This window comes from Streptomyces sp. NPDC098781, from assembly GCF_044759995.1.
Taxonomy (GTDB): Bacteria; Actinomycetota; Actinomycetes; order Streptomycetales; family Streptomycetaceae; genus Streptomyces.
The window spans coordinates 930,808-943,917 of record NZ_JBIWAK010000001.1 but is presented as its reverse complement, the minus strand read 5'-3'; the positions used below and the strand labels follow the sequence as shown (position 1 = coordinate 943,917).

Annotated in this window: 14 protein-coding genes; 8 read left to right on the top strand and 6 right to left on the bottom strand. The window is 71.6% G+C overall.

The annotated features are described in order from the left end of the window. The first annotated feature begins 177 nt into the window (after nucleotides 1-177). Nucleotides 178-768 carry a hypothetical protein gene (locus ACIQWG_RS04010; RefSeq protein WP_404089902.1) on the top strand — a complete coding sequence of 197 codons (591 nt, stop codon included), beginning with the start codon at nucleotides 178-180 and terminating at the stop codon, nucleotides 766-768. Nucleotides 769-798: 30 nt separating this feature from the next. Here ACIQWG_RS04010 and ACIQWG_RS04005 read toward each other — a convergent pair whose 3' ends face one another. Beyond that, nucleotides 799-1,539 carry a phosphotransferase family protein gene (locus ACIQWG_RS04005; RefSeq protein ID WP_404089901.1) on the bottom strand — a complete coding sequence of 247 codons (741 nt, stop codon included), beginning with the start codon at nucleotides 1,537-1,539 and terminating at the stop codon, nucleotides 799-801. Between the two features lie 70 nt (nucleotides 1,540-1,609). On the opposite strand from ACIQWG_RS04005, the gene ACIQWG_RS04000 reads away from it, so the two are divergent. Both ACIQWG_RS04000 and ACIQWG_RS03995 read left to right on the top strand, forming a co-directional pair. Further along, nucleotides 1,610-2,185 carry an AAA family ATPase gene (locus tag ACIQWG_RS04000; protein ID WP_404089899.1) on the top strand — a complete coding sequence of 192 codons (576 nt, stop codon included), beginning with the start codon at nucleotides 1,610-1,612 and terminating at the stop codon, nucleotides 2,183-2,185. A gap of 70 nt (nucleotides 2,186-2,255) precedes the next feature. Beyond that, entirely contained in the window at nucleotides 2,256-2,519 is a 264-nt protein-coding gene (locus ACIQWG_RS03995; protein ID WP_404089897.1) for a GlsB/YeaQ/YmgE family stress response membrane protein, read from the top strand. Nucleotides 2,520-2,723: 204 nt separating this feature from the next. Here the strand turns inward: ACIQWG_RS03995 and ACIQWG_RS03990 are convergent, their stop codons facing one another. Then, on the bottom strand, nucleotides 2,724-3,683 hold the full coding sequence (locus tag ACIQWG_RS03990; RefSeq protein ID WP_404089895.1) for an NAD-dependent epimerase/dehydratase family protein: 960 nt from the start codon (nucleotides 3,681-3,683) through the stop codon (nucleotides 2,724-2,726). A gap of 134 nt (nucleotides 3,684-3,817) precedes the next feature. Between ACIQWG_RS03990 and ACIQWG_RS03985 the strand changes: the two genes are divergently transcribed. Next, nucleotides 3,818-4,525, top strand: a complete 708-nt coding sequence (locus tag ACIQWG_RS03985; RefSeq protein ID WP_404089893.1) for a TetR/AcrR family transcriptional regulator — start codon at nucleotides 3,818-3,820, stop codon at nucleotides 4,523-4,525. A 24-nt stretch (nucleotides 4,526-4,549) separates the two neighbouring features. Here the strand turns inward: ACIQWG_RS03985 and ACIQWG_RS03980 are convergent, their stop codons facing one another. Further along, on the bottom strand, nucleotides 4,550-5,326 hold the full coding sequence (locus tag ACIQWG_RS03980; RefSeq protein WP_404089891.1) for a GNAT family N-acetyltransferase: 777 nt from the start codon (nucleotides 5,324-5,326) through the stop codon (nucleotides 4,550-4,552). 132 nt (nucleotides 5,327-5,458) lie between these two features. Here ACIQWG_RS03980 and ACIQWG_RS03975 point away from each other — a divergent pair, with 132 nt between their 5' ends. Beyond that, nucleotides 5,459-5,944 (top strand): nucleoside deaminase, encoded by a 486-nt coding sequence (locus ACIQWG_RS03975; protein WP_404089889.1) that lies wholly within the window; start codon nucleotides 5,459-5,461, stop codon nucleotides 5,942-5,944. A 46-nt stretch (nucleotides 5,945-5,990) separates the two neighbouring features. On the opposite strand, the gene ACIQWG_RS03970 is transcribed toward ACIQWG_RS03975, so the two are convergent. Further along, nucleotides 5,991-6,845 (bottom strand): GNAT family N-acetyltransferase, encoded by an 855-nt coding sequence (locus tag ACIQWG_RS03970; protein WP_404089888.1) that lies wholly within the window; start codon nucleotides 6,843-6,845, stop codon nucleotides 5,991-5,993. 278 nt (nucleotides 6,846-7,123) lie between these two features. Continuing rightward, on the bottom strand, nucleotides 7,124-7,774 hold the full coding sequence (locus tag ACIQWG_RS03965) for a chaplin family protein (RefSeq protein ID WP_404089886.1): 651 nt from the start codon (nucleotides 7,772-7,774) through the stop codon (nucleotides 7,124-7,126). 270 nt (nucleotides 7,775-8,044) lie between these two features. Between ACIQWG_RS03965 and ACIQWG_RS03960 the strand changes: the two genes are divergently transcribed. Together ACIQWG_RS03960 and ACIQWG_RS03955 are read left to right on the top strand one after the other, a co-directional pair. Further along, complete coding sequence (locus tag ACIQWG_RS03960) at nucleotides 8,045-9,628, top strand: alpha/beta hydrolase (protein WP_404089884.1); 1,584 nt, start codon at nucleotides 8,045-8,047, stop codon at nucleotides 9,626-9,628. A gap of 65 nt (nucleotides 9,629-9,693) precedes the next feature. Then, on the top strand, nucleotides 9,694-10,791 hold the full coding sequence (locus ACIQWG_RS03955; RefSeq protein WP_404089882.1) for a chemotaxis protein: 1,098 nt from the start codon (nucleotides 9,694-9,696) through the stop codon (nucleotides 10,789-10,791). A 46-nt stretch (nucleotides 10,792-10,837) separates the two neighbouring features. Here ACIQWG_RS03955 and ACIQWG_RS03950 read toward each other — a convergent pair whose 3' ends face one another. Further along, entirely contained in the window at nucleotides 10,838-11,251 is a 414-nt protein-coding gene (locus ACIQWG_RS03950; RefSeq protein ID WP_404089880.1) for an SsgA family sporulation/cell division regulator, read from the bottom strand. Nucleotides 11,252-11,681: 430 nt separating this feature from the next. Here ACIQWG_RS03950 and ACIQWG_RS03945 point away from each other — a divergent pair, with 430 nt between their 5' ends. Continuing rightward, nucleotides 11,682-13,100 carry a PP2C family protein-serine/threonine phosphatase gene (locus ACIQWG_RS03945; RefSeq protein ID WP_404089878.1) on the top strand — a complete coding sequence of 473 codons (1,419 nt, stop codon included), beginning with the start codon at nucleotides 11,682-11,684 and terminating at the stop codon, nucleotides 13,098-13,100. Nucleotides 13,101-13,110: the final 10 nt, after the last annotated feature.

Sequence of the window (13,110 nt, the reverse complement as noted above, 5' to 3'; positions counted from 1 at the left end):
TCAACGTTATGCAGGCAATCACCTGCATGTCAATCGCGAGCAGGCCAGGATGAGCGCTTTATTCGTTTCGCGCCCTATAAGCCAAACGACTGTTACATGACGTATGGGTGCCCTTGATGGGCGATCCGTAGCTTCGAACGCGTCGGAACGAACCCCACCGAAGGGAACGACTCACTGATGCGCGCCCCCCGCACCCTGCGCACCACCCTCATCGCCGCCGGCGTGACCACGGCCCTGTCCGTCTCGGCCGCCGGCGTCTTCGCCGCCGAGGCGCCGACGTCCACCACCGTCCCGCCGGCGGCCCACCCTTCCAAGGCCGAGCGCACCTATGTGACCACGGTCGAACTCGCGGACAAGGTGAGCAGGGCGAAGATCTACAAGACCGGCGAGAACCGCTACGAGGCGGAGATCTGGGCCAAGGGCGCGAGGTACGGAACCCTGTACACCCAGGGCCTTCCCACCCACGCCCAGCACAACGGGCTGCACGTCACCCTCCACCCGAACGGCAAGGTCACCTCCTGGGTCGAGCACGCGGAGGCTCAGCAGCAGCGACAGCTGATCGGCACCGCGACGCTGGCGGACGGGACGACCACGGCCAAGATCCACCGCATCGCCGACGACCACTACGAGGCCGACCTCGCCACCGACGGCACCCGACTGGACACCCTCGTCGCCGACGGCCGCACCGCGTACGGCGAGAACAACACTTTGCATGTCGCCCTGCGACCGGACGGCCGACTGACGTCCTGGCTCGACGAGTCGCCCTGACGGAGACCGTCCTCACGCGCGCGCCCGGCATCAGCGCAGGAACGCCCCCAGCTCACGCCGGTGTTCGGCCGTCCAGGCGTACGCGTTCCGCACGTCGTCCACGGCCCCGCGCTCCCGCAGCCCCAGCATGGACGCCTCGCCGCGCGCCGCACCCTCTTCGATGCCGCGCAGGCAGCGGTCCTGCCACCACAGGATGACGTCGACGATCCCCTCGCCGCCGAGGCAGGGTCCGTACGCGTCGAGGACCAGCGCGATCCGCCGAGCCGCCTCGGCCACATCGCCGACTCCCGGTCCCAGGTCCAGGTACTGCCAGCACAGATGCGCGAGGTCGTGGACGCGCTCGCCGGGCGCGGCCAGGTCCCAATCGATGAGGGCGGTCGGCCACCAGTCGCCGTCCTCCACCGTGTACACCGTGTTCTTCGGAGCGAGGTCGTTGTGGCATACGACGTCCAGGCCGGCGGCGAGCGGCGTTCCGTGCGTCATGTCATGGACGGCACGGACCAGTTGGACCACCCGCAGGAGCCCGGCGTCGGTGCACGCCGCCGCACGTTCCCGAGGGGTGATCGCGACCCGCCCTTCGACGTAGCCGAACACCTCCCGTCCCTGCTGGTCGGTCCCGAGGTGCCGCGGTGCCCCCTCCCAGCCGCGGGACTCGAAGTGGGCGAGCAGCTCCCGGACATACCCCGACCGCTCGGACGGCCGTCGCCGCACCGTCGTCCCGACCCGCACGACCTGGTTGACGGCTCCGCCACCGAGCACCCTCTCCTCCATGCGCACCTCCAGCGATCACCAGCCACAAATCCACTCGCCAACCATGCCCGCCGCCAGGCACCCTCCCCACATGGACCAGGTGGAGGTGCTGCTCATCGGCGGCCGGGCCGGGGTCGGGAAGACCACCGTCGGCTGGGAGGTCTCGGCCCGGCTGAGGATCGCGCGGGTCGCGCATGCCGTGATCGACGGCGACTTCATGGGAGCGGTCCATCCGGCACCGGCCGGTGACACCCGTCGGGCCGGCATCACGACACGGAACCTCGCCGCCGTGTGGGCGAACTACGCCGAGCTCGGCCACCGGCGTCTGGTCTACACGAACACGGTGAGCGTGCTCGACGAAGCCACGCCCATCTTCCGCCGAGCCCTGGGCGACGACGTCCGGTTCGTACGGGTGCTGCTGACCGCCACCGACGAGACCGCCGAACAGCGGCTGGCCGGGCGCGAGCTCGGGTCCGAGTTGGCACACGAACTCGCGGGCAGTGCGCGCAAGGCGCGGCTCCTGGACCAGCGGGCCGCCGCGGACGTGCTGCGGGTGGTGACCGACGGCCGCTCGGTGGTCGACATCGCCTTGGAGGTGGTGGCCGCCACCGGATGGGTCGTGGACGGAACCGGGACCGCCACCGGCCCCGCGCCGGACGCCGGTTGAGGCGGAACGGACTGTCCCTCGCTCCACGGGGAACTCGGACTACTGCGGGGACAGGAGGAAGAGGGGCGATATGGAGATCTCGGGCATCATCAGTGCCATCGTGATCGGCATCATCATCGGTGTGCTGGGGCGACTCGTGGTTCCTGGTCGTCAGCGCATCGGCATTCTGTGGACGATCCTCGTCGGCATCGTGGCCGCGCTGATCGGGTCGGCGATCGCGGCCGGTCTCGACGTCGGCGACACCGACGGTGTGGACTGGGTCGAGTGGCTCATCCAGATCGGCCTCGCCGCAGTGGGCGTCGCCGCACTGGACCGGACGAAGGCGCGCCGCTGACAACGCGGCCGAACACACGGGACGGCAGCGCGCGCGTCATGTGAGACCCGCGGCGGCCCCGCTTCACGGCAGGGCCGTCGCGGGCTGTCGTGTGCGCAAGGGCGGCATCAGGCATCGGTCCGCCGACCCGAACTCCCGGGCCCCACACGGGACATGACCTCCGGTGCCCCCTGGGACCCCGGTCGGCCATGTCGCTGAGACCGGTCACCGTCCGGCGAGCAGTTGCTCGTACCAGGTCACCGTGGCGTCGATCGTGTCCGCGAGCGGGGTGGGCGTGACGCCGAAAGCCTGCTCGAAGGCCGAGGAGTCCACGATCTGGGGCTCGGTGTGCTGGTAGAACATCTCGGCGTACTCGGCCATGACCTGCTCGTCGAACGGGCCGAAGGGCCGGGGCTCGGGCAGAACCACGACGTTCAGGGCCTGGCCCACCCGCTTCTCGATCATCCCTTGGATCTCGCGGGTGGTGACGGCCGGCGCCGTCGGCAGATGCCAGACCCGCCCGTCCCCCTCCGGACGCTCGCCGAGGGTGGCGAGACCCGCGGCCACATCCTCGATGTTGGTGTAGCTGTGCGGCAGGTCGATGTCGCCGAGGGCCAGGACGTCCCCTCCCGTGAGCGCGCCCGGGAAGGCGGCCCCGCCGAGCGAGGAGTTCAGCACGCCGGGCCCGACGAAGTCGGCGGAGCGGGCGAGGACCACCCTGGCTCGTCCCTCGCGGTGCGCGGCGAGGTACTTCTCGTCCAGCTCGGCACGCATCCGCCCCTTGCGGCTCGTCGCGTTCCACGGAGAGTCCTCGGTCATCACCGCTCCCCCGGTCTCGCCGTACGGGTAGAGCGTGTCGAGTACGACGAGTCGCGCGCCGGAGGCCTCCACGGCACCCAGGATCGCCTCCTGGATCCGAGGCATGACCTCGACCTGGAGGTGATAGCCGACGTTGACCGCGTGGTAGACGACGGCGGCTCCGGCCGTGGCGGCCCGGGCCCCCTCCGCGGTGCTCACATCGGCGGCGAACCGCTCCACTCCGTCCGGCGCGGGACCCTCGCCCTTGCGGTCGACGAGACGCACGGGGTGCCCGCGCCGGACCAGTTCCCGGGCGAGGGCGGTGCCGGCGGGACCGGAGCCGAGCACGGCGTGCAGGGAGCGGGTCCGGTCGGTGGTGGCGTTCATGGTGACTCCTTCTCGACTTCTCGGTTATTCATCCTTGCTTGTGTTAGACACCGTAACTCTTTCGATGGACCATAGCAAGAGTGGGAGGTACGGACTTTCGTTAAGGTGTGTCGCGAAACCGAGGAGGAGCCGTCGTGAGCAGCAGTGCGCAGACCCCGAGAGCGCGATATCGCGAGCAGACCCGCGCGGAGATCAAGGAGATCGCGCTCCGGCAACTGGCCGAGGGCGGCACGGACGGAGTGGCCCTCACCCGGATCGCCAAGGAAGTGGGGCTCTCGGGTCCCGCCCTCTACCGCTACTTCGATTCACGTGACGCCCTGCTGACCGAGCTGATCAGGGACGCCTACGCCGACCTGGCGGACGCCGTCACAGCAGCCGCCGGAGCCCTGCCGCCGGGCACGTCACCACGGGCGCGGCTGCGGTCCCTCGCCGGGGCATGCCGGGACTGGGCGGTGGATCAGCCGCACCGCTATCTGCTGCTGGAGGGCACGCCGGTGCCCGGCTACACCGCGCCCCCGGACACGGTCGACAGCGCGCGTGCGGTGCTGGGGCCGTTCCTGCCGGCGTTCGAAGCGGCCGAGCCGTCGGCGGCGGTGCTGCCGGTGGTGGAGCAGATGACGGCCTGGGCGCGGCGGGACGCGGCGGTGTCGCAATGGGTGCGCGGACAGGTGGCCGCGCGGGCGGAGGGCGCCGCACTGGCCGGCTCGGTGTTCGCCTGGTCCCATATGCACGGGGCGATCGGGCTGGAGGTGTCCGGCCAGTTCCAGGGCATGGGCCATGACGGCGGCACGCTTCTGACGGCCCAGATCGACTCGCTGGCGGACGCGTTCGGCCTCGACTGAGCGGCGGGCCGGGCGCTTCGGCGGCTACGGCGTGTACACGTACGGCGTGGTCGTGGTCAGGGGTTCGAAGCCGAGCCGTTCCAGGATGGGGCGGCTCGTGCTCATGGCGTCGACCTGGAGATACCGGTAACCACGCGCCACGGCGGCCCGGCCGCGATGGGCGACCAGGGCGCGGTAGATGCCGCGGCCCCGCCAGCCCTCGACGGTGCCGCCACCCCACAGACCGGCGAACCGCGTCCCCGGCACGAGTTCCATCCGGGCGGCGCTCACCGGGGTGTCCCCCGCCAGGGCGACGACGGCGACCACCGTGTCCGCGTCGGCCTCGAGCTGGGCGAGCAGCTGGTGCCGCAGCCGGGAGCCGTCGGTGCCGAAGGCCAGCTCGTGCACCTGGGCGACGAGGTCGACGCCGGCGCGGTCGGTCACGGGGAGGATCCGGATGCCCTCCGGCGGCTCGGCGTCCAGGTCCAGGTCGGCGGACTCGCCGATCATCAGGGTCTCCTCGGGTTGCGGCGTGAAGCCCGCGTCCCTGAGCCGCGGTCCGAGGTCCACCGGGAGGTCGTGGCCGTAGAGCTTCCACTCGAAGTCGAGGCCGAGCCCGGAGAAGTGCGTGATCTGTTCGGCTATCGCCGCGTCGGCGCTCGCCTCGTCCAGGTCGGACCACACCACGCCGTTCCAGCCGTGCGCGGACGAGACCTGGCGGACGACCCCGTTCACCCGCTCCACGAGGGCGTCGGGACCGTCCGGCCGCGCGCCTTCCCGCATGTCCCGGTCGAACAGGGCGAGCACGCCGGTGTGATCCATGGGCACACTCCAGCACCGCGCCCCCGCCGGGGCAAGGCCTTTTCGGCGCGGTCTCCCGGACCCGCCCGCCGGCGTCGCGTCCGCCAAGATGGGTGCGCAGGGAGATCCGTGCCGCGAGGAGGGCCGTACACCATGGTCGTGAAGGACACCGAACTGCCGCACCTGCGCCGCTGTGTCGCGCTGGCCGCCGAGGCGCTGGAGGCCGGGGACGAGCCCTTCGGCTCGGTGCTGGTGGGCGCGGACGGCGAGGTGCTCGCCGAGGACCACAACCGGGTGGCCTCGGGCGATCACACCCGACACCCCGAGTTCGAGCTGGCGCGCTGGTCCGCCGCCCACATGTCACCCGAGGAGCGGGCCGCCGCGACCGTCTACACGTCGGGCGAGCACTGCCCGATGTGTGCGGCCGCGCACGCGTGGGTGGGCCTGGGACGCATCGTGTACGTGGCCTCGACGCGGCAACTCGTCGGGTGGCTGGGCGAGTTGGGCGTACCACCCGGCCCGGTACGGCCGCTGCCGATCCAGGAGATCGCGCCGGGGGTGGCCGTGGCGGGCCCGGTGCCCGAGCTGACGGAGGAGGTCCGGGCGCTGCACTTCCGGTTCCACCGGCGGACGGGCTGACCGCCGGCGTCCTGGGTGCCGTCGTTCCGGGCCGGGACCGGCCTCGTCAGCCCAGCTCCAGCGTGGTCACGCCGAAGACGCGCTCCTGGGCGTAGGGCCGCACCGGGCCCGTGTACATCCGGGCCGTCTCGAACGAGGGCGTGAAGCCGGCCTCCTCGGCGAGGGCGACGCCGGCCGCGTTGTTGTCGGGCACGTCGATGGCGACCTCGCGGCCGGCCGCGTCGGCGGTCAGGGCGGCGAAGACGGCCCACGCGTCCTCGGGGGTGTCCGCGAAGAGCGGGCCGATGCGCGGGCAATTGTGGCCGGGGCGGATCACGCCGTAGCCGGTGACCCGGTCGCCGGCGCGGCGGACGACGGCGTGGTGCCCGGGCGAGGTCAGCCAGTGCCGGAGGAACCGCGGGCGGTCGGCCGGGGTGCAGGCGCCGTCGTAGGCGGTGATGTCCTCGACGTCCTCGGGCCGTACCGCCCGGACGTCCGCCGGGGACTCCATGGCGGGGGCGGTCCCGGTGTACCGGAAGGTGCGGTGGGCCGGCTCGAAGCCCGAGCGGCGGTAGTTGTCCTGCTGGGCGACGACTCCGTCCAGCCCCACCGTGCGGTTCTCGGCGTGCGCCAGCGCGGTCTTCCAGATGGCGAGGCCGTGGCCGCGGCCCCGGGCGTCGGGGCGGACCAGGTACCAGCCGAGGAACGCGTAGTCGGAGCCGTAGTTCACGACGGAGATCGCCGAGACGGGCTCGCCGTCGATCCGGCCGATGAAGAAGCCCTCGGGGTCCTGGGCGAAGAAGGCGGTGCTGTCCACGAGGCCCGGGTTCCAGCCCTCGTCGGCCGCCCACCCGCGGACGACCGGCCAGTCGTCGAGGCCGGCCTGCGTGATGACGAGGTCCTCGGGGGCCAGAGAGGCCATGGACGCGCTCCGTTCCGTGGGGGTTGCCGGACACGCGGTGATCGACCGCGCACGCAGCATCCTCGCGGATCTTCCCGGAGGGCGTCACGGCATGATCAAGCCGATCACGCACTCCGCGAGTGACCGGCCGGACGGACGTTCGCAGGACAGCGAGCGCACTGAGCGACGCCGTGCGACCAGGCTCACCGGTCCCTCCCCGAGCGCCGTACGACGTACGACAAAGGCCCCACCGCTCGTCTGCCCGGTGGGGCCTGCCGTACCGCTTGCCCGTGACGGGGTCAGCGCACCGCCTTCGAGCGGGAGCGGCGGTACAGGATGGCCCCGCCCAGGACGAGGGCCGTGGCGCCCGCGATGGCGGGGACGGTCTGGTCCGCTCCGGTCTGGGCGAGGGCGACCCCGGGCCCGTGCGGCACATGCGCGGGCGGCGCCGGCCGCGGGTGGTGGGCCCGCGGCACCGTCGGCTTCGGAGCGGGCCGCGTGGTGGGGGGCGGCTCCTTTCCGGGGCCGTTCACCGACTCGTTGCCGATCGCCGCGTTGCCGACACCGACCACGTTCACGCTGTTGCCGGTGACGTTCACCGGGAGGTGAACCGGGAGCTCCACGACATTGCCGGACCCCACGCCCGGCGAATCCTTTCCGCTCCCCTCGGCCGATGCCCCGCCGTGCGACGCGGCGGCCGGCTTGGCCCCGTCGTCCTCGTTGGTGCACTTGTTGCCCACGGTCGGATTGAGCAGCCCCACCACGTTCACGGTGTTCCCGCACACGTTCACCGGGACGTGCAGCGGGACCTGAATGGTGTTGCCGGCCAGCAGCCCGGCCGAGTCGGCCGCGGCGCCGTCCGCCGCCGAGTCGGCGTAAGCCGGCACCGTCACAGCCATCGCGCCCGAGGCGGCGAAGGCGATCACACCGTTTCGGGTAACCCGTCTCATAGGTTCCCTGCCTTCCAGACTTGGTCGCGAGCGTTCGCCCGCACCGGATAAAACGCCGGGGAACCATTCGAGTTATGGCTAATCGGCCTTTCACCCCATCGAGTGTCACCATTGTCGAACTAGTGGCAAAAACGCCCGAGAGGAACGCAAGGGACGCAAGTTACGGCGCTCCCGACGGTCCCGCTCGCCCGGGAGGCGTCCCCCGCAGGGCCCGCTTATCGTGATCGGGACGCCGTTTCCCGGTCCGCGACGGGCGTCCTGGAGGCATCGATGCTGGCCAAGCTGTCAACGCGGCTCACGCTGCGGCGCTGCGCGGTCACCGGCGCGGTGGGTCTGGCCCTGCTCGCCACCGGCCTTTCGACGGCCACGAACGACGCCGAATCGGATCTGCACCGCTTCTACGACCAGAAGGTCGCCTGGAGCAAGTGTCCGGGCGAGGGCCTGCCCAAGGACCTCCAGTGCGGCAAGGTCACCGTGCCCCTCGACTACGCGCACCCCGGCAAGGGCACCCTCGATCTGGCGCTCGCCCGCTACCGGGCCACCGGCGAGAAGCGCGGCTCGGTGCTGCTGAACTTCGGCGGGCCCGGCGGTCCCGGCATCCCCGAGTTCATGGGCGGCGCCGAGGGCTTCATGGATCTCACGGACAACTACGACATCGTCACCTTCGATCCGCGCGGCGTCGGCAGGTCCTCCCCGGTCAGCTGCGGGGACGGCGAGGAGAACATCGACATGCCGGACGACGGCAACGAGATCAGCCGTGATCCGCAGGCCGTCCTCACCCAGCTGAAGAAGGCAGCCGAGGCGTGCGCACGCCACTCCGGGCCCGTGCTTCCCCACATAGGCACGGTCAACGCCTCGCGCGACATGGACGTGATGCGCGACGCCCTCGGCGACGACAAGCTCAACTACCTGGGTTTCTCGTACGGAACGCGGCTGGGCGCGGTGTATGCCGCCCAGTTCCCCGACAAGGTCGGCCGATTGGTGCTCGACGGTGTGGACACCCTGACCGAGCCATTGGCCGAGCAGGGCGTGGCCGGCGCCCAGGGGCAGCAGAAGGCGCTGGACGATTTCATCAACTGGTGCGTGCGGGACATCGCCTGTCCGTTCGGGCAGGACGCGCGCAAGGCGCGCGAGCAGGTCGTCCAGCTCGTCGACTCGATGGACGAGGACCCGGTGCCGTCGGCCTTCGGTGAGCCGTTCACCGGTCAGGACCTGGTCGGCGCCATGGGACAGGCGCTCTACAGCGAGGAGTTGTGGCCCTCCCTGGAGCGCGCCCTGGCCACGCTGGTGGAGGACGGCGACACCCACGCCATCGAGACCTTCGCGGGCGGCGGGGCCGCACTCTCGCGCCGGGACGAGACCGACGACCCCGACGGCGGCCTCGTCGACGAGCAGGACATCCCCCTCGACAACATGCCGGCCGCACTGATGGCGATCAACTGCGCGGACGACCCCGACCGCCCCACCGGCCGGCAGATCGTCGACAACCTCGACCGGCTGCGCGCCGAGTACGACCGGGCCTCGCCCGTCTTCGGGCCCTACCGGCTCAGCGCGGTGCTGATGTGCTACGGCCGCCCCAGGGGCACGGACTTCATACGCGACGAGGTCAAGGACGTGGACACGCCCAAGATGCTCCTCGTGGGCACCCGCGGCGACCCGGCGACGCCGTATCGCTGGACCGTGGAGACGGCGGAGCGCCTCGGCTCCTCGGCGGTGGTCCTGGACAACAAGGGCGGCGGCCACACCGGTTACGCCTCCTCCAAGTGCGTGCACGGCAAGGTCGACGCCTTCCTGCTGTACGGCACGCTGCCGGCCGACGGCAGCTCCTGCGGGCCGGACGAGGACGAACGGTAGGCCCACGGACGGGTGAGGGGATTGCCCCTAATGCCCGATCGGTGAATCGGCCCTATCGTTCTGTTATGGAGCACGCACTCAGTCCCACCACCCTCACCGAGCTGCGGCGCCCGCGCCCCTATCCGGCCGTGTCCGTACTGACGCCGACGCATCGCCGAGAGCCCTATCGGGCCCAGGACCAGGTCCGGCTGCGCAATGTCGTGGCCGAGGCGAAGAAGCAGCTGGAGGCCGACCCCTCGGTCACCCGCGAGCGCCGGGCGGACGTCGGGCGGCAGCTCGACCAGGCCCTCGCCGAGGTCGATCTCACCTACGCCGAGGACGGCCTGGTGATCTTCGCGGCCCCCGGTGAGCACCAGGTGTGGTCGCTCGCCCGTTCCGTCCCCGAGCGCGTGGTGCTCTCGGACACCTTCCTGACCCGCAACCTGGTCTCCGCCCAGGCCGCCGAGCGGCCGTACTGGGTGCTGTCGGTCTCCGCCGACCGCGCCACCCTGTGGCACGGCAGCCTGGACCGCATCACCGAGGCCCGCGTCGGCGGCTTCCCGCTGACCCGGCGGGTGGAGAACTTCGACGCCGAGCGCCGGGAGCGGATCGGCGACACACCGAGCACGTTCCGCGACGACGGCACCCGGCACTTCCTCAAGGACGCCGACTCCGCCCTGAGCGCGATCCTCAGGCGCAATCCGCGGCCGTTGTACGTCACCGGCGAGCAGGCGGCGCTGTCGCTGCTCGAGGAGATCGGCGGCGTCGGCAGGCACGCCGTGCACATCCCGCACGGCGGGCTCGCGCACGGCACCCGCGAGGCGGTGTGGCAGGCGATCGAGCCCCGGATCGTCGCCGAGAACCGCGCGCACGCCGACGCGGTGACGCGCGAACTCGTGAACGCCCGTGGCCGCAAGTCGTTCGCGGCCGGCGTGGACGAGGTCTGGCGCAGCGCCCGAGAGGGCCGGATCCGGCTGCTGGCCGTGGAGGAGAACTTCCGGATGACGGTGCGCGGCGAGGGCGGTGAACATCTGATCCCGGCCGGGAGCGACGAACTGGACGCCCGCGAGGACATCGTGGACGAGATCGTCGAGCAGTGCCTGGAGACCGGCGCCGACGTCCGCTTCGTACCGGACGGCACCCTGAGCGACGCCCGTGGCATCGCGGGCGTGCTGCGGTTCTGACGCCTCGGCGGCGAGGAGACCGGGCGGCGCGCCCGCGCCGGTCTCCTCACACGCCGTCGAAGAGCGCGCTCAGCCCGCGTTCCACGACCGCCTCCAGGTCCTCCTCGCCGGCCGCGACGACGGCGTAGGTGCGCACCAGGAAGCGGTTGAGGGCGGCGGTGTCGAACTGGAGCAGGGCCATGCCGTACGGCGAGTGCAGCTCCACCACCGTCCGCTGCTCGCTGCACGGCCAGATGTGCACGTCGCCCTCCCCCGCAGGACCGCGCAGCCCCGCCTCCAGCAGACAGCGCGCGAAGGTCCAGGTGGCGCCCTGGCCGTCCAGGGAGACGTCGCCCGGGAAGTCGATGTAGACCGCCAGCGGGTCCGTGGACGCGTACCGCAGCTTCGCGGGAACGGGGACCTCGTGCTCCTCGCCGGTGATCAGGCGGGCGCGGGCGGGCTGCTCGAGGGCGATGTCCATGGGCGGTCTCCCCTGCGGGTCGGCGGGCGGACGGTTTTGCCGCTGTGCCTTTACGACCCCGCAGACGCCTCTTGCATTACACGGAAGCGCTGACAACTTTTGTGAGCTGCGTCACGTTCAAGACCGGCTACCGCCCGACGGCCCCCCACCGCCGCCCCACCCCTAGAACATCCGGCCGTCGAACATCCGGATGAGGGCCGTACGATCGCCCCATCGGCCCGTCAAATCCCGTACGTCACCTACGACTTGACCCTGTTCACGACGTACACCATTCGCACCACACAAGCCCTCCGGGAAGACTCTGGCATATGCCAGACGCACCACCGAATCGGGTGTTGCCAAATCCCTTACGGGGCGTCGCGGGCTGTGCAACAGTCGTAACGGTCCCTCCGTCAGCCTTGGTCGTACCGTCCCCGCATCGGAGTGCGTCATGCCGCCCCATCTCTCTGCGGACCGCCCCGCCGCTCAGCCGCCAGGGCGCGGCTCGGTCGACGCGCTCATATCGCAGGCGCGGCGGCTCAAGGGCGACGTCGACGCCGTACGGCGGGACACCCCGAGCGACGCCTCCGACCCGCAGGAACGATGGCAGCGGGCGCTGTGCGACCTCGCGCTCCACCAGCTCCACGACCTGGACACACACCTCGGCCAGCTCAGGGAGGGCCCGCCGGCTCCCGCCGCCGCACCTCCCGACCGTGCCGCGGCGCCCGCTCCCCGGCGCGGCTCGCTGCTGAGCCGGGTCGGCAGCGCGGAGTGGGACCTGCTGACGGACGAGGCCAGTTGGTCCGGCGAGCTCTACCAGATCCTGGGTCGCGACCCCGCCACGGCACCGCTCACCCTCGACGAACTGCCGTCCCTGGTGCACGACGAGGACCGGCCGAAGCTGACCACGATGGTCACCGACTGCCTGGTCGACGCCAAGCCCATCGACGGGGAGTTCCGGATCGTCCGGCCGGACGGCGAGGCGCGGACCGTGCACATGATGGGCGAACCCGTGCTCGACTCTGACGGCAGCACCGCATCGATGTGGGCCGTGCTGCGGGACGTCAGCGAACTGCGCCGATGCCGCAGCGCGGTGAGCGAGACCCGTGACTCGCTCCACCACCACCGGCATCAGGCACAGACCGAGCACCGGATCGCGGTCGAGTTGCAGGAGGCCGTACTGCCGCCGTGGCGCGGCTCCCTGCGACTCCCGCACCAGGGCCCCGAGACGCTCGACCTGGCGGCCCGCCAGCTGCCGGCGTCGACGAGCGCGCTGATCGGCGGCGACTGGTACGACGCGCTGGAACTGGCCGACGGGCAGACCCTGTTGAGCGTCGGCGCCCTCACCGGTCACGGAGTCGCCGTCGCGTCCGGCATGGCGACCCTGCTGGGCGCCGTACGCGGCATGGCGATGGCCGGCACCCAGCCGGGACAACTGATGTCCTGGCTCAACCAGTTGCTCGACGCGACCGTCCAGCCGGCCCTGGGCAGCGCCGTCTGCTGCCGCTACCAGCCCGACACCCGCACCCTGACCTGGGCACAGGCAGGGCACCCCGCCCTGCTGCTGTTCCGCGACGGGACGGGGCGCAGGCTGAGGGCGCCGGACGGGGTCCTGCTCGGTGCCACTTCGGGCGCCGTCTACGCCCAGGCGGAGCAGACCCTTGAGGTGGGCGACCTGCTGGTGCTGCACACCGACGGACTGGTGCCGGGGCACAGCGCGGCGGACTCCGTGCACCTCCTTCTGGACCTGGGCCCCCGCCTCGACGAGGCGGGCACGGCACAGGACTGCCTGCGGTTGGTCGTGGACGAGTTCGGTGACAGGGAGCGCGAGGACGACGCCTGTGTACTCGTGGCCAGGGTGACGTCCTAGAGCGCTCCGG